Source organism: Shewanella sp. Isolate11 (genome assembly GCF_022398315.1).
Classification (GTDB): Bacteria; Pseudomonadota; Gammaproteobacteria; order Enterobacterales; family Shewanellaceae; genus Shewanella.
Map to the genome: position 1 here is coordinate 363983 of NZ_JAKEVF010000002.1, position 21826 is coordinate 385808.

The following is a 21826-nucleotide window of genomic DNA, read 5'->3' on the forward strand; positions in this document are numbered from 1 at the left end:
CTCTTGCGCTGTTGATTAACAAAAAGCCAGAAAGGTGAATATTGCAGCAAACAGTTAATTAACCACAATTAATGCTAAAAATAGCGTTGACTCTTTAACGTAAATCGGTAGAATGCCATTCCGCAGTCAAGCAAAGCTTTATGTTTGTGTGGCTGTATTGAAGACATTAAGTTTGTATGAGAATTTAAGCGACATTAGCTCAGTTGGTAGAGCGATACCTTGCCAAGGTATAGGTCATCGGTTCGAACCCGATATGTCGCTCCAATCTCGCAGATTGACCTTAAGGCCTTCGAAATTCGGCGCGATGGCAGAATGGCTATGCTGCGGATTGCAAATCCGTCGATCTCGGTTCGACTCCGGGTCGCGCCTCCACTTTAAGTTTTAATGTTGGTTCATTTGAAATTAACGCTAAAACACACTTTGCCCGAGTGGTGGAATCGGTAGACACAAGGGATTTAAAATCCCTCGCTGAATAAGCGTGCCAGTTCAAGTCTGGCCTCGGGTACCATCATTAGATGACAAAAAAGCCTCAACATTTGTTGAGGCTTTTTTGTTTTCAAAACTTCGGATATAAATTGTCAATACTGGTTTCATATTCTGTATTAATTTAGCGTTTAAATTATTGAGTATCGATTTAAATGCGAAAAATTTGCGATAAATCTCATCAATCTTGAAAATTAATATAGATGACTAAAATCCACTATGAAGCGGGGATTTACAGTGGTATAACTAGCGAAAAGGCCCACATTAACTCTAATTAGGAATACCATCATGATATTTAACCAGGTAGAACTGGCACCCGCAGATCCTATTCTTGGCCTTACTGATGCATTTAAAGCCGATCCTCGTCCAAATAAAGTGAATTTAGGAGTGGGGATATATAAGGATGATTCTGGCGCAACGCCCATTCTAAAATCGGTTAAATTAGCAGAGCAAAAACTGCTTGAGAGCGAAAAAAGTAAAAGCTACCTAGGTATTGATGGCGTTCAAGCTTATAACCAAGCAGTACAAAGCTTATTGTTCGGTACACAGCATAAAATTATTACCCAGCAACGTGCCGTAACCGCCCAAGCACCGGGTGGTACTGGCTCATTACGAGTTGCAGCAGAATTTGTGGTACGTAATACCGGTTCTAAAACCATTTGGGTGAGTAACCCTACTTGGGCAAATCATAACAACATCTTTAACTCCGCCGGCCTTGAGGTTAAATTTTACCGTTATTATGATGCTGCAACTCATGGTATGGATTTCGATGCTATGGTTGCTGACTTAAACCAAGCAGAAGCCGGCGACTTAGTGTTATTACACGGCTGCTGTCATAATCCAACAGGTATCGACCTTGACCCAAGTCAATGGGATAGCATCGCGCAGCTTTGTTTAGATAAACAATTGGTTCCGCTATTTGATTTCGCATATCAAGGTTTTGGTAGCGGAGTAGAGGAAGATGCTCAAGGCCTTCGTGCTGTGGCTAATGTGGTTCCGGAACTTATTATTGCAAATTCATTTTCTAAAAACTTTGGCCTTTATAATGAGCGGATCGGTGCAGTAACCATCGTAGCGGCAGATAAAACAACAGCGGAAACGGCTTTCAGCCAAGTTAAAAGTACTATCCGCTGTAACTACTCTAATCCACCTGCACATGGTGCCTTAATTGTGTCTACAATTTTATCTGATACAGAGTTAAGACAATTGTGGGAAAGTGAATTACAGCAGATGAGAGAGCGTATTGCTCAAATGCGCGTGTTATTTGTTGAATCTCTAGTTGCCGAAGGCGTTACCCAAGACTTTAGCTTCATTTCAAGCCAAAACGGTATGTTTAGTTTCTCTGGCTTAAATAAAGAGCAAGTTAACCGTTTACGTGAAGAGTTTGGTATTTATATTGTAGGTTCTGGTCGCATCAGCGTGGCGGGCATGACACCAGACAATATGCCAACGATTTGTAAAGCTATCGCTCAAGTGATCTAAAATTAGGTTTACAATAAAAATCCCATCTTTTAGATGGGATTTTTATAATTCACGCCTAGCAACCAATGATAGGGCTTCAATTAACCCTTTACGGTCGTGTAGGGCGATATGATGTCGACTACGCAAAGGGTAATGAGTGATGTGACCGTGAGTGGAATAGCTTTCTCCATCACATAAAACATGATCTACCGCTTTATTTCCCAGCACTTGTTTAAACCATTCTAGGCGCTTTTCTAAACTGAAGTTAGCCGCTGCAGAAGGTTCTTCTGTCAGGTTTTCAATTAATACTATTTTGGCGTTACTTTGTGAAATTGCCTCACTGATTTTAGGTAACAACAAAGGCGGCATGATGCTGGTGAGAAAACTACCAGGACCTAAGATGATCAGATCGGCATTTTCGATGGCTATATAAGCTTCTTGAGTTGCTTCAACCATAGGCTCAAGAGACAAGGCGATAGGATCTTCCGTCATTTCATCGACTTCTACTTCACCTAAAATCCGACTTCCACAAGACTGAATTGCGACTAAATGCGTGGGTTGCTCAGACATGGGGATCAATTGAGTTTCTATACTCAACATGTTGCGTATCAAGTTGACGGCTTCTAATGGACGGACACATAACTCATCAAGTGCAAGTAGAATAAGGTTACCCAAATTGTGTTGACTTAATTCACTATTACCGCCAAACCGATATTCAAATAACATCGAACCCACAGAAGGGCGACTAGCTAGTTGCGATAAACAGTTACGTAGATCGCCCCAGGCAATACAATCTTGTTCTTGTCGTAAACGCCCCGTTGAACCACCATTATCTGTTGTGGCAACGATACCTGTAAGTTTGGAGCCTAAAAATGATAACGATGATAGTACTCGGCCAAGTCCATGGCCTCCGCCTATAGCTACAACGTTCGTGAATTGATTTAGAGCATAATCCTGCATTCGGGTATTCCTTCCTGAAGCCCCATCATAAACAGTGTCTATTATATCCAATATCACATTTCCGCCTAGTAATTTTGTTAAACAGCAGATATACCTTATAATCGCCGGCTTACTAGTTGAAGAGAGACGTTGATTTGAAAACAGGTAGAATAAACAATGTGATATTGTCGTTAACAATTGTCGTTGTGGCGTTATTAACGTTAACATTATTCGTCATTGATCATGACGATGACAGTTCCACTAAGGGTAAACTGGTCAAGAATCCAACTAATAATAGTATTATTCCAGATTTCTCTGCCATTGCAGATGTGGCAGAAAAAAAACGTGCATTTTTTGATTACCTAAGACCTGCAATTTCGCACCACAACGCCATTATTGCTGATGAGCGTAAGTTTTTGCTTGATTCACAACAACACATGCAAGATGACCAGTCATTATCACAAGCCGAAGAGTTCCGTATTCTTGAGCTTGCCAGTAAATATCAATTTTCTATGCGTACGGTTACCGCTGAGGCTCTTGATGAATTAATAGTTAGAGTCGATATTGTTCCTGAAAATTTAGTGCTTATTCAAGCGGCGAATGAAACCGGCTGGGGGAGTAGTCGATTTGCTCGTGAGGGACTCAATTTCTTCGGGCAGTGGTGCTTTAAAAAAGGCTGTGGCTTGGTTCCTCAATCACGTAATGCAGGAGCAAACCACGAGGTTGCTGTATTCAAAAGTGTCGATGAATCTGTCGGTTCATATATGAAAAACCTCAACTCAAATGGGGCTTATGCAGTGCTCAGAGCGATCCGTGCCGATCTACGTGCGCAAGAAAAGCCGATAACAGCCAATAAACTGGTATACGGATTGATGAATTACTCAGAGCGCCAAGGGGCTTATGTCGAAGAGTTACTCGAAATGTTGCGCCATAATGATCAGTTCTTGGTTGCTACTAATGCATAGAGTGATCATTGCAGTTTTATTGTTAGGTAGTAGCTTTATCACAACGGCGGCTCCAATCTCGCTCGAGTACCAGGGATTCTATGCCCGTCTTAAAACTTTAAATGCGGGTCATTTTCCTCTGGTTGATATCGCTTTTTCTGTGCCTAAGCAGAACGGTTGCTTGATTGAAACTGGTTATATTAGTACTGAGAAAGAACGTTTTCCGTTAGTGATCACCGAACAGCAACGAATTTTCATTCCTTTTGACGACACACTTAAGTCAGAGCGAGCGCTGATTAATTTACAGATGCAAGATGATGCGCAGCAGTGCGGTATCGCAATGCAGATTCGAGCTAAACAAACGCAACAAATATATCAGCAGGCGGAGCTGATCGCCTTAAAAGCTGATATGAATAACTTACTTAATAAATTACAGGGGTTTCCGATGCGCTATTTTAGCGCAGATATTGACGGAATTAGCTTCCAATTTGAAGACAGCGCCAGTGTGATTATCGATGGTAAACAGCAGCAGACAAATCACCAGTTTAGTTTGTCATCTGATCAGATTGAACTGCTATCTGAACTCAAGTTTAGTGTACAGCCAATTGTCGTTAGCCCGTGGATAAAACCGTAATTCATAGCAAATAAAAAGCCCTCAGTTGAGGGCTTTTTACTATTCAGGACGTTTTTTCGCCTTATGATTAGGGTGTATAAGAACTCACCACCTCAATACTGGCACCTTGTGAACGGCGCTTGGCCTCATCGAGATCGATATGACCGCTGTTGGCGATATCGAGAAAATCAAAAGCGGGCAAGTCTGATTCAGCGACATCTCCTTTCATTGGCGCATTCGGATCTTGCTTTAGTGAAACGAAATCGAATTGCGCTCTGTCGACACCCTGTGATGGACTGGTATTTTGCATCGCTGTGAAAATAGTCTCAATTCGCCCTGGAAACTGTTTGTCCCAGCCTTTAAGCATGTCTTTTACTGCGGCGCGCTTAAGGTTTTCTTGGGAGCCGCAAAGGTTACAAGGAATAATAGGAAAAGCTTTAAGCTGAGCATATTCGGCAATGTCTTTTTCACGACTGTAGGCGAGGGGACGGATCACCACGTTGGCCCCATCATCAGACAAGAGTTTAGGCGGCATCGCTTTCAATTTGCCAGCAAAGAACATGTTGAGGAACATGGTTTCTATAATGTCATCTCTGTGATGACCTAAAGCAATTTTCGTAGCACCAATTTTTTGTGCGAAACCATATAAAGTACCACGGCGAAGACGGCTGCAAAGCGAGCAAGTTGTCTTACCCTCAGGGATCTTATCTTTTACGATAGAATAAGTGTCTTTCTCGAGGATATGGTAAGGCACATTTAAAGTGTCTAAATAGGCTGGCAAGATATCTTCAGGGAAACCGGGTTGTTTCTGATCTAAGTTTACCGCAACCAGATTAAACTGGATCGGCGCACGTTGTTGTAAGTTAACTAGGATATCCAGCATGGCGTAACTGTCCTTCCCACCAGACAGACAACACATGACGGTATCACCCTCTTCAATCATGTTGTAGTCGGCGATAGCACTTCCGACTTCACGTCGTAATCGCTTTTGCAGCTTATTCAGCCGAGTTAACTGTTTTTTCGAAAGTGTTTCTTCAGACATAATAAAAAACGCGCCTAGTATCGTAAAATTCTGGGCGCGTAGTATATAAAAAATTAGACCTAAGAAGAAGCAATACCGACTATCACTCTGACTCAAGAGGTGAATGATAACCGTCAGGCTTAATAGTCAACAGATCACAGTCAATGCTATCAATAACATGCTCGGCAGTATTACCTATTAAGGCCGCTGAAAAGCCGGTACGTCCTACAGTGCCTAAGATAACTAATTCGGCATCTAATTTAAGTGCTAACTCAGGGATAACATCTTCAGGTAGGCCTTCTTTGACATGGCAGAAGTCACTAGAAATACCGTAGCTATTAGCAAGATAACAGACTCGCTGTTCATGCTGCATACGTATCGTTTCGCTGTAGGTATGGGCATCGAAGTCAGGTAACTCGATAGCTAAATTAACCGGTGTACCGGGATAGCCATTGACTAAATGAACCTGCGCGTCAAACTTCTTGGCTAAATCTAATGCATGCTCAATGATTTTGCCATTAATTGATTGATGCTCTTCAACTTCAGAAGCCACATTAATAGCACAGAGAATTTTACCAGCAACAGGCCAATCATGATCTTTTACCAGCAGTACAGGTACTGGCGCCTTACGCATCAAGTGCCAATCGGTTGGGGTGAATATAACCGACTTGAGCTTATCATGTTGATGTGTTCCTTTAACGATCAGATCATAGCCGCCATCCATAGCATGCAAGATAATGCTTTCAAAGGGACGGTTATGCCACACAACTTCACTTTCTATGTTTACTCCATGACTGTCATAATGACTTAAGATATCCGCTAACCAGGCTTTGCGTTGAGCAATCACACCTTGGCGCATGGCCTCACGTTCATTGCCGGATAAAATGGAAGTCATCTCGTAGGAGAAATCGAATATGGAGAGGAATACAGTAATGCTGGCGTGGTTCTTCGAAGCGAGTTCAATGGCTCTTGCGAGGGCAGGTTGGTTGTCCTTGGTTGGATCCACTACAACAAGAATTTTATGATAATCTTTCATAGATAATTCCTTACTTTTGCGTGGTACTTTAATAATGAGCTAAATCTAATAAAAAGCCTTGCTTTAGATCAATTTAACTCATTAAAATGTCAATTTATCGACCGATGTTATTGTTTCCAGCCAGTTTATTCAATGAGTCAAAATCAACGATTGTGATGTATTTACCTTTAACTTCGATTAACTCAGCCTTTTGGAAGCGGCCTAATAATCGGCTAATCGTTTCGACGGTTAAACCAAGATAATTACCAATATCGCCACGCGTCATAGTTAAACGAAACTCTTTAGGTGAGAAACCACGGTTACCGAAACGATTGGCAAGATTACTGATAAATGCCGCTAAACGTTCTTCAGCATTTTTTTTGCTTAACAGCAGGATCATTTCTTGATCGCTTTGGATCTCATTGCTCATTAAACGCATGATCTGCTGACGAAGTTTGGGCATGCTACCTGACAGTTCATCTAAGGTATCGAAAGGTATTTCACATACCATTGAAGTCTCAAGTGCTTGAGCAAAGCTTTGGTGGATTTGCTTATTGATCCCATCGAAACCAATGACATCACCAGCCAGATGGAAACCAGTGATTTGCTCATCTCCTTGCTCAGTAATGGTATAACTTTTAATGGTGCCAGAGCGGATAGCAAAAAGGGACTTTAAGCCGTCTCCAGATTTAAAAATCTGTTCGCCCTTTTGGATAGGTTTTTTTCGCTCAATGATCTCATCGAGTTGATCAAGTTCATTGTTATTTAAGGTGAAAGGGATACATAAGGTTCCCATACTACAGTCATGACAATGAATGGCGCATCCAGGTAAACCCGAACGACGACTTTTAATGTTGTCTGTCATAATCTCTCTCAAATTTAGCGATTAACCTAATGGTAAACTAATTTAATAGTCTGGGCTAGCTAAGCTGACCAAATGCGATATACAGGGTTTGTAAGCCAAAAATGACGAGTATTAAGCCACTGATCATACGGACTTGTTTTTTCAAAACCCATTTAGCAAAAAACTGTGCTGCGACACCGGCGCTAATTAAGGCGGGTAGAGTACCAAGTCCAAAAGCCGCCATGATCAGCGCCCCTTGTTGTGCGTTATTGGCCGCGATAGCCCAGGTTAATGTGCTGTACACTAAACCACAGGGCAACCAGCCCCATAACAAGCCAGCGATAAAGGATTGTTTCAGGTTTTTGATGGGTAACAAGCGTTTTGCGATTGGACCGATAGCACGCCAGAGTAACTTTCCTAAACGCTCAACTTGAACCACGCCTGACCATATTTGGGCGATATACAGCCCAGTGATAATCATCATTAAGCCTGCAAACACTCTCACAGCTATCAAATAGCTGTCTAAGCTAAACAGAGTACTCAGTAGGCTGGCTGAACCCCCGACAAGGGCTCCTGCAAGGGTATAACTTAATACCCGTCCTAAGTTATAGCTGAAGATAAAACTCAGTTGAGAGGCCAGCATGTTGTGGTTGGGTTGATTTGATAGTTGCTGTGAAAATGCGCCGACTAATCCGCCACACATACCGATGCAGTGGCCTGCGCCCATTAGACCAACAATAAAGGCACCTGTAATAGTAAACTCAATCAAGATCTTTAGGCTCTTTTACTGACTTATCTATATTAGGCTTGACGTCATCATCAAATAAAATCGATACGCTATGTCTTTCTAAGTCATCAAATTGCTCAGACTTTACTGCCCAGAAAAAAATCCCTACTGCAATTAATACAAACAGCATGGCGATAGGGATTAACACATAGATAATGCTCATATACGTACCTTGAGTAGGCGCAGACTATTGGCTACGACGATGAGAGAACTGGCTGACATTCCAATGGCGGCAATATAAGGCACCACATGTCCGGTGACGGCTAGGGGAATGATCAATAAGTTGTAACCAAGGGCCCAGATTAAATTTTGTTTGATGATTTTGCCTGATAGCTTAGCAATCTTCACCGCATCGGTAAAACGTGATAATTGATCGCCAAGCAAGATGAGGTCGGCACTGTTTTTGGTTACCGCAGCGCCGCTACCCATGGCAATCGACAAATTAGCTCCGGCTAATACAGGGGCGTCATTAATTCCATCACCAAACATGGCCACTTGATCCGTCTGCTGCAAACTTTGAACTAATGCTAATTTATCTTGTGGTTTAAGAGATTTATGTACTTTGTCGATTCCTACCACTTTAGCTACGTCATCGACGTGGATAGAGCTGTCACCACTGGCAATACTTACCTGGCAACCTAGTTGTTTAAGCTGAGCCACAGTCTGCTTTGCATCTTCCCTGATACGGTCTACTAAGGTAAATCGAGCTAATAGTTGCTGTTTATTACTCAAATAGATCGCTTGTTGTTGTTCTTCAAGTGACACATTGATTTGTTTGCCAATAAACGCGGCGCTACCAATAAAGTAATCGACACCGTCGACATTTGCTTGAATGCCCATACCGGCAATATTCTTATTCTTCATGCAGGTTAAATCTGAGCGATATATTTCAAAGGCTTTTGCTATTGGATGCAAAGAGTGCGCCTCTAGTGCTGCAGCCGTAGATAAAGCTTGAGCTTGATTCATCTCTGCGAAAAGCTTCACCTCTGAAATGGTTAATGAACCACAGGTCAAGGTGCCCGTTTTATCGAACACCACATGATTAATTAAAGGTAACTTTTCGAATACGCCAGCTTTCCTAGCCACCACACCAATTCGCGTGAATAACCCTGTGGCACAGGTGACCGCTGTAGGCGTTGCGAGGGCGAGGGCACAAGGGCAAGTGGCAACCAAAACCGATAACGTGACCCAGAAGGCATCCTCTGGCCAATAGGTTTTCCATACAAGATAAGTCACTAAGGCAACGACTAATATGGTCCAAGTAAAGTAGTTGGATATTTGATCGACATATAACGCTACTTTAGGCTTATTGTTCGAAGCGGCTTCTTGAAGGCGAATAATCTCTGCGACTAACTGGTCTTGGCCAACGGCACTCACTTTGACCTTAATGGGGTGATCGACATTGATGGTGCCGGCAAACACTTGGCTGGTACATATTTTTGCTACTGGCATCTGCTCGCCAGTTAGCATGGCTTCATTGACACTGGTATGGCCTTCGAGCACTTCACCATCGGCAGCAATCACTTCGCCGGGTTTAACTAATATGATGTCATCAAGTTTAAGCTGTTTAGCAGGCACTTCATGTTGTTGTCCATGTAGATCAACAAGATTGGCGGTTAAAGGCACTAACTTATGCAGATTATTAGAACTTATAGAGGCTTTCTGCCTTGCGTTCTGCTCGAAATAGCGACCAAGTAACAAGAAGAAAGTGAACATACTGACAGATTCGAAATAGACTTCACCTTGACCTGTGACCGTAGCGATGCAACTGGCGATATAGGCACCACAGATGGCGATTGAAACTGATACATCCATATTCAACCTGCCAGACAGCATCGAGCGCAGGGCACTGAAATAAAATGGCTGAGCAGAATAGAACACCACTGGAGCGGCGAAAATCATGCTGACCCAGCGAAAATAATCCCGAAATTCAATGTCTAAATCGGTGAAGTAATCTGAATATAAGGCGAGGGCGAACATCATCACTTGCATAGTGGCAAAGCCTGCTAGCCCCAGGCGTAAAAGGAATTTTCGGCTGTTGGCTTTGCTTTGAATCTCTTGCTCATCGACCTGATAAGGTGCTGCTTGGTAACCGATTTGGCTGATTAGCGTCAGAATTTTGCTGAGTTGAATCTGCTCTTCTTGCCACTGCACTAAGGCTCTTTCTGTGGTGGTATTAACTTGGATTGAAATGATACCAGCGACATTTTTTAATTTGTGTTCAATTAGCCAAGCACAGGCGGCGCAGGTGATGCCTTCAATGGTTAGCGATACACTCTTGCCATCATGCTCATTATGAACAAAGTCTTGTTGTACTTCTTTAAGATCATATGCCGAATAATGACTTAGCTCTTCAGGTACTAAATCGGCTTGCTTATTTCCTGGCTGAGTGCGGTATTTATAATAATTGGTTAAGCCTGCATCAATAATTGCCTGAGATACGGCCTGACAGCCAAGGCAGCACATGGGCCGCGGAGAGTTATCTATGCTAGTGGTAAATTGCAAGCCAGTAGTAACTGGCTCGCCACAATGAAAACAAGGGGATTGGCTCATAAATTAATTTAGCCAATAACTATTATTGCTTGTTATCTCAAGGCGCTTTTGAATTCGCCAGCTATTATCAAAACTTTCTAGTCTGACTTCCCAAGCACCTTTTATCGGTTCATCCAATTTTAGTCGGTAAATTTGCGCCCCATCGGCGGTAGCGATTTGGTCGAAGTCACGAGCTTGAATGGTTGGATGAAAAAAGTGCACGCGTAGAGCCGCGAGATAGGACTCTCCACCGTGTTGGGTGATTGTGAGCTCATAATCGTTAACTAGCAGTTCGAACTGAAGTCCTAACTGCCGCGCATGCTTGATTTTACGCAAGTCCATGTTTATCGCTTTGCCTTCTTTGTAATAATCTTCAGAGACTAGCGAATCTTTATTATCTATAGAGATCATCAGCAAGTTGATGCTAGCGATAACGGCAGACAAGGGCAAAATAATCAGAAACCAAGGCCAAAATTGTTTATACCAAGCTTGCGGTTGATTCATGGATACTACCTGTAATTTTTGTTGACGGCATTTTAGCGTTTCTTGGGCTAAATCGCACCTAAAAAAAAAGGCCTCGAGCGATGCGAGGCCTTGATATTACTCATCTAGTTACTGGTGAGATAAGCTATATACATAAGCAGAAATAACGTGAACTTTCTCTTCACCTAAAACGTCTTTCCAAGCTGGCATTACACCAGAACGGCCGTTTTTGATGCTTTCTATGATCACTCCACGACTACCACCATATAACCAAGCGCTATCGGTTAGGTTAGGGGCACCCATGAATTTGTTACCTGTACCGTCCATACCGTGACAAGCAAAACATCCTTTCATGAATGAACCTTGACCTTGAGCGGCTAAAGCCTCGTCATGCTCACGACCCGAAAGCTTAACCACATATTCGGCTAGACCTTTTAGTTCGCTGTCTTCGATAGGTAAACCACCTTTTGGCGGCATCATACCGTGACGACCATTCATGATAGTGGTCTTGATGGTCGCTAGCTCTCCACCGTATAACCATGCATCATCAGTTAGGTTAGGGAAGCCTTTAGAACCACGAGCATCACTACCATGACATTGTGAACAGTTTTGTAAGAATAGACGTCCACCCACTTTAAGGGCTTCTTCATTCTTTACTAACTCTTCTAGCGGAGTCGCTAAATAAGCTTCAAAAATAGGGCTGTATTTAGCCGCTGCTTTTTCGACTTCTTTGTCGTACTGTACCCAACGACCTTCTTTCTCTGCTAATTCAGTTGCAGCAGCAGAGTCAGCCTTAATGCCATGCTCAGTACCAATACTTTGGTTCGAGCTTGACCAGCCAAGTAAACCTTTATAGTTACCAAGACCTGGGTAAAGGGCTAAGTAGATGACACCGAAAACGATAGTCAAATAGAACATATAGCTCCACCATTTTGGTAGTGGATTATTGATCTCTTCGATACCGTCGAAGCTGTGACCCATCGACTCGCCTTCATCAATACCTGTGTTGTTTTTAGACACAAGGCGTAAAAGGATAAAACATCCTGCGATTACCACAATTGTGAGTACGGTAATCCAAATACTCCAGAAGCTACTCATCATCACTTATGTTCTCCTGAGTCCTTGTGTTTCTCTTCATCTGAGAACACAAGGTTAGCGGCTTCATCAAACTGATGTTTGCGGCGTCCGCTATAAGCCCATGCAAAAATACCGACAAACGTAACCATAACGACAATGGTGATTATCCCTTGTACTGTTCCGTAATCCATATAATTGCCTCCAATTATTTCAGTGCGTGACCTAACGATTGTAGGTATGCAATCAGCGCTTCTAGCTCAGTTTTACCTTCGACAGCCTTTTGAGCATTGTCGACATCTTCCTGAGTGTAAGGCACACCAAAACCACGGAATACTTCAATCTTTTTGGCTGTCAACTTGCCATCGAGCACGTTATCAGCCAGCCAAGGAAAACCTGGCATATTTGATTGAGGTACTACAGCGCGAGGATCGATCAAGTGAACTTCATGCCACTTATCGCTATAACGACCACCAACTCGGGCAAGATCTGGGCCTGTACGCTTAGAGCCCCACTGGAATGGGTGATCCCAAACCGATTCACCAGCAACAGAGTAGTGACCATAACGCTCAGTCTCTGCTCGTAGCGGACGGATCATCTGGCTGTGGCAGTTATAACACCCTTCACGGATATAGATATCACGACCTTCAAGCTCTAAAGCTGTGTAAGGACGCAAACCATCTACAGGCTCAGTCGTGTCTTTTTGGAACAGTAGGGGAGTGATCTGTACTAAACCACCAAAGCTAATGGCGATAACAGTGAAGATCCCTAGCAGACCGATGTTTTTTTCAACTATCTCATGATTAAATTTCATCAAATCTACTCCTTATGCTTCAGCGAGTGCTGGCAAAGATTCTTTTGGTGCTTTTACTGTCTTGAACACGTTGTACGCCATTAATAGCATACCGGTTACGAAGAAACAGCCACCTAAGAAACGGACAAAGTAGAATGGGTAAGAGGCTTCTAAACTCTCAACGAAGCTGTAAGTCAAGGTGCCGTCAGAGTTAACTGCACGCCACATTAGACCTTGCATCACACCAGAGATCCACATTGAAACGATATAAAGCACAGTACCGATAGTCGCTAACCAGAAATGAACATTAATCAGGTTAGTGCTGTACATACGGCCGTGACCATAAACTGAAGGGATTAAGTGGTATAGAGAACCAATCGAAACCATGGCTACCCAGCCCAATGCACCAGAATGAACGTGACCAATAGTCCAGTCGGTATAGTGAGAAAGTGCGTTTACCGTTTTGATTGCCATCATTGGGCCTTCGAAGGTAGACATACCGTAGAAAGACAATGAAACCACTAAGAAACGAAGGATAGGGTCAGTTCTTAGCTTATGCCAAGCACCTGAAAGAGTCATAATACCGTTGATCATACCACCCCAAGATGGAGCAAATAGGATCAGTGACATCACCATACCTAATGACTGAGTCCAGTCAGGTAGAGCGGTGTAATGTAAGTGGTGAGGACCAGCCCAAATATAAAGTGCAATCAGTGCCCAGAAGTGAACAATGGATAGACGGTATGAATAAACAGGACGACCTGCTTGCTTAGGGACGAAGTAGTACATCATACCTAAGAAACCCGCGGTCAATAGGAAACCTACTGCGTTATGGCCATACCACCATTGAACCATGGCATCTACAGCACCTGCATACAATGAGTAAGACTTCCACAAGCTTACTGGCACTGCCATCGAGTTAACTATGTGTAGCACCGCTACGGTAATAATGAAGGCACCAAAGAACCAGTTAGCCACATAAATGTGTGAAGTGGTTCGTTTAACAATTGTACCGAAGAAAACCGTGGCGTAAGAGATCCAAACTACGGCGATAGCGATATCGATAGGCCATTCTAATTCAGCGTATTCTTTACCACTGGTAATACCCAAAGGCAGAGTGATAACGGCTGATAAAATAATGGCTTGCCAACCCCAGAAGGTAAATGCAGCTAATTTAGGTGCAAATAGGCGGGTTTGACAGGTACGCTGTACCACGTAATAGGATGTTGCGAAAAGAGCTGAAGTACCGAACGCGAAAATCACGGCATTAGTGTGCAGCGGTCTTAATCGGCTGTACGTTAACCATGGAGTTTCGAAGTTTAGGTGTGGCCAGATTAACTGGGCCGCGATCAATACACCTACCGACATACCGACGATTCCCCACAATACTGTGGTTAATGCAAACTGGCGGACAACGGTGTAATTGTAATCAGCGCCTTGAGGCTGGGAATGGTTCATCATTTTGCTTCCACTGCTTATTACTTATACTTATTAGTTGAGTAAAGTGATACTTTACCCGTTAAGTGACGCGAAAGCCTGTTTCCTACGAAACAAACTCGATAGTGTCAATATGTTAACCGACATTAACGCTAATTAATGTTAGCTGACGCAATGATACTTGAGCAATATCAAAAAAGATAGGAATTATGCGGCACGGAACATTGATCCAGATCAATGTTCGTATACAGAATGTAAACAGTATGATTGAAAAGGTTGAAATTTGTGCTAACTCGAACAACTATCTGCCGTCTAGGCTCACTTTGGCTAATTTCAGGTCTATTTTTATTGAGTGGCTGCTTTAATCAAGAATCCAATCAAAAGGTAACCAGCAAACTAGAGAGTCAATCTCAGTTTGAAATTGATGACAGCTTATGCCAATTCAAACAAAGTGAATGTAAACAAACTATTGCTGATCTACTGATTAGTCTCACTATTTCGCCCGAAAACACGCCGAGTGAAAAACCATTACAGATCGATTTAGATTTTTCAAAACCTGTTGAAAACCTCAGTGGCAGAATCGAAGGCAGAGATATGTTTATGGGCATTATCCCAGTAAATTTATCTCAAACCTCAGAAAATCATTATCAGGCAACTACAGTATACGGTTCATGCAGCAGTAACTACATGGTTTGGCGTTTATTGGTCAGTTTTATTTATCAAGGTCAACCACGAACTGTAATATTCGACTTTTTAGCAGACAATCCGAATTAAACGTCTTTTAACATTAATTTTGAACGTCAAACGTCACTCAAGGATAATCGAAGCTGATTAAATGTATCGATGTTCTCAACAAAAAACTCAACAATTCTGAGTTAAAGTGTGCTCCGATCTCCGTTGTATTCCGTCGATGACTTAATTAATAGGCCATAGAGGTTTAAAACATCGTGCATGTGAGAACATCGGCAATCGCCACAATAATTACAAATATATGAATATCCTGTTGCTGTTCATTCAACCCTGAAATTATCGACGAACAAACACTGTAGAACAATTATAGATTTTGGTTACTATTTGTATCTATGGAGAATAGATTTTTAGCCCAATGCTCATTGCTAACTTAAGCAGATAATGCTTAATATAAATATCATTGATATTCAATAAAACGATGACCGGGAATCACTAAGTAAGCCTTAAACTATTCATCATTATCGAAATAAGTTATTGAATATCAGCGTTATAAAAAAGCTATTAGGTAAAAGCTATTAGATAATAGGTAATAAAGATGAATGCACTGAGTAAAATGCGAGCAGGTGAGCGGTATTGTATTAATGATCCAGAACTCATTGAGATCCGCGATCATATCCGTGATTTAACCGCAGAATATAATCAGACCCCACGGAGTGATCGTGGTCATCAACGTCATTTAATAAATAAGATTTTTGCCAAAGTTGGTGACGATGTTCATATTGAAAAATCAATGAATATCGATTACGGCATCAACACCATGATTGGCAGTCATGTGTTTATTAATTTCAATTTTACGCTGCTAGATTGCGCACCTGTAACTATCGGTGATCACGTTTTTATTGGTCCTAATGTTCAGCTTTATACCGCACACCATCCGTTAGATGCTGCAACCCGGGATCAACATATAGGTTGGGCTGAGCCCATTACTATTGGGTGTCACGTGTGGATTGGTGGCGGCTGCATTATTTTACCCGGTGTCACCATAGGTGATGGGGCGGTTGTTGGTGCCGGTAGTGTGGTGACTAAAGATATTCCTGCAAAAACAATAGCATTTGGTAATCCATGTAGACCTCATAAAGCGGTAGAATAGCGATTATCACATTAACTCTGTCCATTTTGGCGATTAACTTCATAACAATTAGTCGCGAACTTTGTCTCTAAGGGATGTTAAATGACTCAATTATTCAACACTAAAATTTCGTTAGTGGCTCAAGCGCTAACCATTACAATATTAAGCGCGCCCGTGATGGCAAAAGACATATTAGATAAACTCACCGTGGCTGATGGTTACAATGTAAGTTTATTCGCAGATGATGTCGAAAATGCAAGAGAATTAGCCATTTCAGATACCGGAATTGTCTATGTGGGCTCTATTAGAGCAGGCAATGTTTATGCGCTTATCGACAAGGATAACGATGGTGTCGCCGATGAAAAAATTGTCATTGCGTCAGGTTTAACCATGCCATCTGGTGTAGCGTATAAAGATGGCAATCTGTATGTCTCAGAAGTGGAACGGATTATTCGCTTTAAAAATATCGATAAAAATTTAAACACCCCCCAATATGATGTGGTATTCGATAAATTTCCTAGTGACACGCATCATGGTTGGAAAGTACTTGGCTTCTCTCCGACAGGGGAGTTAATCATACCTGTTGGCGTCCCCTGTAATGTATGCGCCGAAAATGAACGTTATGGTCGAATCTTTTCGTTAGATCTTAAAACCAAAAAGTTAACCACTATAGCTCAAGGGGTACGTAATTCAGTTGGTTTTGATTTTCATCCAAAAACCAATACTTTTTGGTTTAGTGATAATGGTCGAGACATGATGGGCGATGATATTCCCCCCTGTGAGATCAATAAGGTCTCTTATCAAGGTGAACATTTCGGCTTTCCATATGTTCATGCTGGCACCATTTTAGACCCAGAATTTGGTAAGGGAAAAAACACGAAAGATTATACTGCCCCCGCGCTATCACTTGGTGCTCACGTTGCACCTTTAGGGATTCACTTTTATCGTGGACAACAATTTCCGAAGGCTTATCAAGAGCAACTTTTTGTTGCTGAACATGGGTCTTGGAATCGCAGTAAAAAAGCGGGTTATAAAGTTGCCGTAGCCACTATAGAAGATGGAGAAATCATCAAATACTCGCCTTTTATAACGGGCTTTATGCAAAATGAGGAAACTTTTGGTCGTCCCGTGGCATTTGCTGAACTTGCCGATGGTAGCTTATTGATCTCTGATGATTTCGCTGGTGCGATTTACCGCGTAACAAAAAACAAATAACGCTATTTATCGCTAAAAATTTAGTAACTCTAACTGAGCCAATCAGTTAGAGTTTTTTATTTGTGATTAAGACATTCTATCTTGTGATGGGGAAAGGCCAAATGCTCGGCCATAATCCCGAGTAAATTGTGATGCACTTTCATAACCGACTTGATACGCTGCTGCAGAAATATCCATACCTTGCATAATTAACCGTCGAGCCTCAAACAGCCTTAATTGCTTTTGAAATTGCAGCGGGCTGAGTGTCGTTAAATTTTTAAAATGTTGATGCAATGATGACACACTCATGCTGACTTCACTGGCCAGAGTTTCAATTCTGATCACACGCTGAAAATGTTCATTAAGATACTGAATGGCACGCATCACTTTATTGCTTGACGAGTCCAATGTGCAAAGGTGTCTTAATCTCGCTCCCATTGGGCTGGTGAGCAGTCGATAGGTAATTTCACGTTCAAGCAAAGGGTATAAAATTGCAATATCTTTTGGATTATCAAGCAAGTCCGTCATGCGCTTCATCGCGGCCAACAAACTTAAAGGCGCTTGATCTATAGTTACCGCAGGAATATCGACATCGACACGTTGACTTTGAAGCCCATTTCAACCATTAAGCTGCTAATTGTGGCTAAATCCAATTCAAAAACTAGGCTAAAATAAGGTGTATGTTCGCTGGCGCTGGTAATATTAGAAGTGATGGGTATATCGATTGAAGAAATTAAACATTCTCCTTGATTAAATGACTGATTTTCACAGTATAAAAATAAACTTTTAGCACCTTGCACTGTGAGGATTAAGCTGGGTTTATAAACGTTTGCATCACATCTTGTGAGTTCAGTTGCTTTGAACAGATGAAGCGGATGTATTTTAGTGCTGTTCACCCCATTCACAGTGGTATGTCTTATTAAAGTATCTACAATACTCTGCCTTACTTGATTAAGTTCATCAACCATTCACATTATCTCACATCAAAAAATGACTATCGTTGATTGTATCTCAAATAACAAATTTAGATTGTTCGTTTCTCTAAATTTAGAGAAATAGGCAAGTCATTTGGAGGATTGTGATATGCACTGTCTGGCACTGAGTCTAAACTAATCGTTAAATTTAAATCTTAGCGATTTAGTTATTTTTAACTAGCGATGTATTTGATGCCTCAAATAGGGCTATCAGATTAGGAGACATAGAATATGAAAACCATAGGATATTGTGCACACGATGAGCATTCTGAGTTAGTTCCATATACCTTCGAACGTCGCGAACTACGTGATAACGATGTAGCAATGGAGATTTTATATTGTGGCGTGTGTCATAGCGATCTACATACAGCACGTAACGACTGGGGATGGACAGCATATCCGAATGTGCCAGGCCATGAAATTGTAGGCCGTGTCACTGAGATTGGTGCTAACGTGACCAAATTTAAGGTAGGTGACCATGTTGCCGTAGGTTGTATGGTCGATAGCTGCCAAGAGTGTGAGCACTGCCATAGTGGCGAAGAACAATTCTGCCTTGAAGGTATGACGCAAACTTATAATTCTCCCGACCGTATCAATGGAGATATCACTTTTGGTGGTTACTCAAAACACCTGATCGTACGTGAAGAGTTTGTGCTTAATGTTCCAAAATCTTTGGATTTAGCCAAAGTAGCACCATTGCTTTGTGCTGGTATTACGACTTATTCACCATTGAGAACTTGGAATGTAGGTCCTGCTAGCCGTATCGCGGTGGTTGGTATGGGTGGTTTAGGTCATATGGCGATAAAATTAGCCGTTGGCTTAGGTGCTGAAGTCACAGTGATCAGCCGCTCAGAGAGTAAAAAGGCCGATGCGTTAGCCCTTGGCGCTCATGAGTTTCTTGTGTCAGAAGATGCCGATGCCATGGCTTTAGCAGCGAATCGCTTCGAATTGATCATCGATACTGTGCCAGTGAAGCATGATCTCAACCCTTATACACCACTGCTTAATATCGACGGTACCTTGGTACTTGTTGGTCAAGTAGGTCCACTGGCTGAGCCAATGACGCCACCGCTTATTTTAGGCCGTCGCCGCATTGCCGGCTCGCTGATTGGCGGTATCAAAGAAACTCAAGAGATGCTGGATTTCTGTGGTCGCATGAATATCCTTCCTGAGTGCGAAATGATCCGTATGGATGAGATCAATCATGCTTTCGAGCGTATGGAAAAATCTGACGTACGTTATCGTTTCGTAATTGATATGGCATCATTAACTTTAGACGCTGCATAATCTCAATATGAGTTAATGGTTCTCAAGGAATACTTGTGTTAATTATTAATTAATATTGGTTACCGATGGCCTGTTAAATATTTGGGCGTTCAGCTTGCAAACTGAACGTCCAAATTTATGAGCAATTATGAGTCATACATCGGTTTTGTTAAATTAAGTGATGGATAGACTAAGATCCTTGACGTATTTTTTCTATAGCTTGTTTAACTAGAGGCTCATTTTCTGCAAGTAGTTCCTGTAACCGTGCTTTATAGGCATCATTTTCCTCGAAAGGTACGCCGCTTTCGTAAACATCAGCCATGCGATACATCAATTGTCTATCGTTGGCATTGAAAACATCAATCATCTGTTCAGCTTGTTCTCTTTCAATTCCTAACGCTTCGAAAGCAGAGCGTCCCATTCGTAAGCTACTGTCATAGGTTTCCCTAATAATGTCACGGCAACCTGATGCATATAAGTCATAAACATGATGACGGTCGACGGCTCGGGCGACGACGTGAACGTGAGGGAAATAGTGCGTAACATATCGAACTAACTGAGTGGCTGAGTCCTTCTTATCTATAGCCACAATTAACAGTTTTGCATTCTCAATACCTGCAGCACTTAGGATATCGGGGCGAGTCGCATCACCAAAGAAATAACGTAACCCAATGCTGGCTAACGCATCGAGTCGCTGATAGTTATAATCGATAACCGTGGCATGATAGTTTGCCATTTTGAGAATTCTATCGACTAAACCGCCTACGCGGCCAGAACCTGCAATGATGATCTCGCTTTGTTCAGGATAAGCGTATTCTCTATCAGCATCGCTTTTGACATATCGTGGCGCAATTAGGCGTTGGTAAATAAGAAACAACAGCGGTGATAACAGCATTGATAAGGTGACAACCAATAACAATCTCTCAGACAACTCGGCAGGTAATACATTATTAGCAAGGGTAAAGGAGATTAATACAAATCCAAATTCACCCGCTTGTGCCAATCCCATCGCCATTAACCATTTTTCAGCACCTTTAATCTGAAAAATTAAACCTAGCAACAACAATACCAGCGTTTTAATGGTAATAAGTGCCAAGGTTAATCCCACAATTGAAGCAAAATTAGAGGTTAATAAACCGAAATTGATCCCTGCACCCACGGTAATAAAGAATAATCCCAGTAATAAGCCTTTAAAGGGAGCAATATTACTTTCTAGTTCATGTTTATAGGGAGAGTTGGCAAGCACCACACCCGCAAGAAAGGTTCCTAATGCGGGCGATAAACCGACTAATGACATTATCAAAGCAATACCAATAACAAAAAATAACGCGGTGGCAGTAAATAGCTCTCTTAATCTGGCTAGTGCAACAAATCGGAATATTGGCGAAGTAAGGTGGCCGCCACCGAAAACCACTAAGGCGATAGCGCCTAAAGTGACTAATGTTACTTGCCAAGTTTCGAGTCCAGCAACCAAACTCAAGCTAGCATGTTGATCATCAGAAATAACATTTGTCATCGCGGCTTGAGTTAACTCAGGTGCTGCCAACATAGGAATAAAAGCTAACATGGGGATAACGGCAATATCTTGTGTAAGCAAAACCGAAAATGATGCTTGTCCACCATCAGATTTCATTAGACCACGTTCTGACAATGTTTGTAGTACAATGGCAGTAGAGGACATAGAGAGGATCAATCCGATAGTAAGTGCCATCTGCCAAGATAAGTTTAGTAGAATACCTAGTGCCATTATCGCAAGGGTTGTGAGAACAACTTGACCGCCTCCGAGTCCAAACAGCTGGGTTCGCATCGCCCACAATTTTTTAGGTTCTAGCTCTAGGCCAACAATAAACAACATCATGACCACACCAAATTCGGCAAAGTGCTGAATAGACTCCACGTCGACTTTTAACAGTGTGAGTAACGGACTAATCACGATCCCTGCCAGTAAATAACCGAGTACTGAGCCTAATCCCAATTTGGTCGCAAGAGGTACTGCCACAACACCTGCCATGAGGAAAATATAGGCAATCAACAAAAAGTCCGTCATACATCATGCTCCTAAAAAGCTCTAGCTAGTAATGCTCATAATCAGTATGTTTATTAAAAACATAACAACTATAGACTGTATTAATGAATAAAAAATGGTG

The 21826-nt window shown here is 42.0% G+C and carries 22 protein-coding genes and 3 tRNA genes; 10 read left to right on the forward strand and 15 right to left on the reverse strand.

The genetic code is table 11. The features are described 5' to 3' along the window. Positions 1 to 188 precede the first annotated feature (188 nt). From L1D21_RS06850 to L1D21_RS06865, 4 genes are all read left to right on the forward strand, one after another. Positions 189 to 264 (forward strand) — tRNA-Gly (locus L1D21_RS06850). Positions 265 to 298: 34 nt separating this feature from the next. Then, a tRNA-Cys gene (locus tag L1D21_RS06855) sits at positions 299 to 372 on the forward strand. Positions 373 to 422: 50 nt separating this feature from the next. Next, positions 423 to 508: transfer RNA gene (locus L1D21_RS06860), tRNA-Leu, on the forward strand. A gap of 263 nt (positions 509 to 771) precedes the next feature. Then, positions 772 to 1965 carry an amino acid aminotransferase gene (locus tag L1D21_RS06865; RefSeq protein ID WP_239844497.1) on the forward strand — a complete coding sequence of 398 codons (1194 nt, stop codon included), beginning with the start codon at positions 772 to 774 and terminating at the stop codon, positions 1963 to 1965. A 42-nt stretch (positions 1966 to 2007) separates the two neighbouring features. On the opposite strand, the gene yvcK is transcribed toward L1D21_RS06865, so the two are convergent. Then, positions 2008 to 2904 carry a uridine diphosphate-N-acetylglucosamine-binding protein YvcK gene (gene yvcK / locus L1D21_RS06870; protein WP_239844498.1) on the reverse strand — a complete coding sequence of 299 codons (897 nt, stop codon included), beginning with the start codon at positions 2902 to 2904 and terminating at the stop codon, positions 2008 to 2010. A 134-nt stretch (positions 2905 to 3038) separates the two neighbouring features. Here yvcK and L1D21_RS06875 point away from each other — a divergent pair, with 134 nt between their 5' ends. Together L1D21_RS06875 and L1D21_RS06880 are read left to right on the forward strand one after the other, a co-directional pair. Then, on the forward strand, positions 3039 to 3848 hold the full coding sequence (locus L1D21_RS06875; RefSeq protein WP_239844499.1) for a glucosaminidase domain-containing protein: 810 nt from the start codon (positions 3039 to 3041) through the stop codon (positions 3846 to 3848). After that, positions 3841 to 4461, forward strand: a complete 621-nt coding sequence (locus tag L1D21_RS06880) for a DUF2987 domain-containing protein (RefSeq protein ID WP_239844500.1) — start codon at positions 3841 to 3843, stop codon at positions 4459 to 4461. Before L1D21_RS06875 ends, L1D21_RS06880 begins: the two co-directional genes overlap by 8 nt. 67 nt (positions 4462 to 4528) lie before the next feature. Here L1D21_RS06880 and ttcA read toward each other — a convergent pair whose 3' ends face one another. The 11 genes from ttcA to ccoN form a co-directional block, all read right to left on the reverse strand. Further along, positions 4529 to 5482 (reverse strand): tRNA 2-thiocytidine(32) synthetase TtcA, encoded by a 954-nt coding sequence (gene ttcA, locus L1D21_RS06885; RefSeq protein ID WP_239844501.1) that lies wholly within the window; start codon positions 5480 to 5482, stop codon positions 4529 to 4531. An 82-nt stretch (positions 5483 to 5564) separates the two neighbouring features. Then, positions 5565 to 6497, reverse strand: coding sequence for a universal stress protein UspE (uspE, locus tag L1D21_RS06890; RefSeq protein ID WP_239844502.1), 933 nt, complete (start codon positions 6495 to 6497; stop codon positions 5565 to 5567). A gap of 94 nt (positions 6498 to 6591) precedes the next feature. Beyond that, complete coding sequence (gene etrA / locus L1D21_RS06895) at positions 6592 to 7341, reverse strand: electron transport transcriptional regulator EtrA (RefSeq protein ID WP_239844503.1); 750 nt, start codon at positions 7339 to 7341, stop codon at positions 6592 to 6594. 55 nt (positions 7342 to 7396) lie between these two features. Further along, positions 7397 to 8089, reverse strand: coding sequence for a sulfite exporter TauE/SafE family protein (locus L1D21_RS06900; protein WP_239844504.1), 693 nt, complete (start codon positions 8087 to 8089; stop codon positions 7397 to 7399). Further along, complete coding sequence (gene ccoS, locus L1D21_RS06905) at positions 8082 to 8270, reverse strand: cbb3-type cytochrome oxidase assembly protein CcoS (protein WP_239844505.1); 189 nt, start codon at positions 8268 to 8270, stop codon at positions 8082 to 8084. Before ccoS ends, L1D21_RS06900 begins: the two co-directional genes overlap by 8 nt. Continuing rightward, positions 8267 to 10660, reverse strand: a complete 2394-nt coding sequence (locus L1D21_RS06910) for a heavy metal translocating P-type ATPase (RefSeq protein WP_239844506.1) — start codon at positions 10658 to 10660, stop codon at positions 8267 to 8269. The genes ccoS and L1D21_RS06910 overlap by 4 nt, the downstream gene beginning before the upstream one ends. 3 nt (positions 10661 to 10663) lie before the next feature. Then, complete coding sequence (locus tag L1D21_RS06915) at positions 10664 to 11143, reverse strand: FixH family protein (RefSeq protein WP_239844507.1); 480 nt, start codon at positions 11141 to 11143, stop codon at positions 10664 to 10666. A 108-nt stretch (positions 11144 to 11251) separates the two neighbouring features. After that, entirely contained in the window at positions 11252 to 12220 is a 969-nt protein-coding gene (gene ccoP / locus L1D21_RS06920) for a cytochrome-c oxidase, cbb3-type subunit III (protein WP_239844929.1), read from the reverse strand. A 2-nt stretch (positions 12221 to 12222) separates the two neighbouring features. Beyond that, positions 12223 to 12390: a cbb3-type cytochrome c oxidase subunit 3 gene (locus tag L1D21_RS06925; protein WP_239844508.1), complete on the reverse strand. Its 168-nt coding sequence runs from the start codon at positions 12388 to 12390 to the stop codon at positions 12223 to 12225. Positions 12391 to 12404: 14 nt separating this feature from the next. Next, a complete protein-coding gene (ccoO, locus tag L1D21_RS06930) occupies positions 12405 to 13010 on the reverse strand; it encodes a cytochrome-c oxidase, cbb3-type subunit II (protein ID WP_239844509.1) in 606 nt (201 codons plus the stop codon). A 12-nt stretch (positions 13011 to 13022) separates the two neighbouring features. Then, entirely contained in the window at positions 13023 to 14450 is a 1428-nt protein-coding gene (ccoN, locus tag L1D21_RS06935) for a cytochrome-c oxidase, cbb3-type subunit I (protein ID WP_239844510.1), read from the reverse strand. Between the two features lie 261 nt (positions 14451 to 14711). Here ccoN and L1D21_RS06940 point away from each other — a divergent pair, with 261 nt between their 5' ends. From L1D21_RS06940 to L1D21_RS06950, 3 genes are all read left to right on the forward strand, one after another. Further along, positions 14712 to 15200 (forward strand): hypothetical protein, encoded by a 489-nt coding sequence (locus tag L1D21_RS06940; RefSeq protein WP_239844511.1) that lies wholly within the window; start codon positions 14712 to 14714, stop codon positions 15198 to 15200. A gap of 511 nt (positions 15201 to 15711) precedes the next feature. After that, on the forward strand, positions 15712 to 16266 hold the full coding sequence (locus tag L1D21_RS06945) for a sugar O-acetyltransferase (protein ID WP_239844512.1): 555 nt from the start codon (positions 15712 to 15714) through the stop codon (positions 16264 to 16266). Between the two features lie 81 nt (positions 16267 to 16347). Beyond that, a complete protein-coding gene (locus L1D21_RS06950) occupies positions 16348 to 17460 on the forward strand; it encodes a PQQ-dependent sugar dehydrogenase (protein ID WP_239844513.1) in 1113 nt (370 codons plus the stop codon). 66 nt (positions 17461 to 17526) lie between these two features. Here L1D21_RS06950 and L1D21_RS16525 read toward each other — a convergent pair whose 3' ends face one another. Then, positions 17527 to 17976, reverse strand: a complete 450-nt coding sequence (locus tag L1D21_RS16525) for a helix-turn-helix domain-containing protein (RefSeq protein WP_275658930.1) — start codon at positions 17974 to 17976, stop codon at positions 17527 to 17529. 35 nt (positions 17977 to 18011) lie between these two features. Next, positions 18012 to 18407 carry an AraC family transcriptional regulator gene (locus L1D21_RS06960; RefSeq protein WP_275658931.1) on the reverse strand — a complete coding sequence of 132 codons (396 nt, stop codon included), beginning with the start codon at positions 18405 to 18407 and terminating at the stop codon, positions 18012 to 18014. A gap of 237 nt (positions 18408 to 18644) precedes the next feature. Between L1D21_RS06960 and L1D21_RS06965 the strand changes: the two genes are divergently transcribed. Next, the gene (locus L1D21_RS06965) at positions 18645 to 19700 is read left to right on the forward strand and encodes an NAD(P)-dependent alcohol dehydrogenase (RefSeq protein WP_239844514.1); all 1056 of its coding nucleotides are present in this window, start codon (positions 18645 to 18647) and stop codon (positions 19698 to 19700) included. A 169-nt stretch (positions 19701 to 19869) separates the two neighbouring features. Here the strand turns inward: L1D21_RS06965 and L1D21_RS06970 are convergent, their stop codons facing one another. Then, positions 19870 to 21726, reverse strand: coding sequence for a cation:proton antiporter (locus L1D21_RS06970; protein ID WP_239844515.1), 1857 nt, complete (start codon positions 21724 to 21726; stop codon positions 19870 to 19872). Between the last annotated feature and the right edge of the window lie 100 nt (positions 21727 to 21826).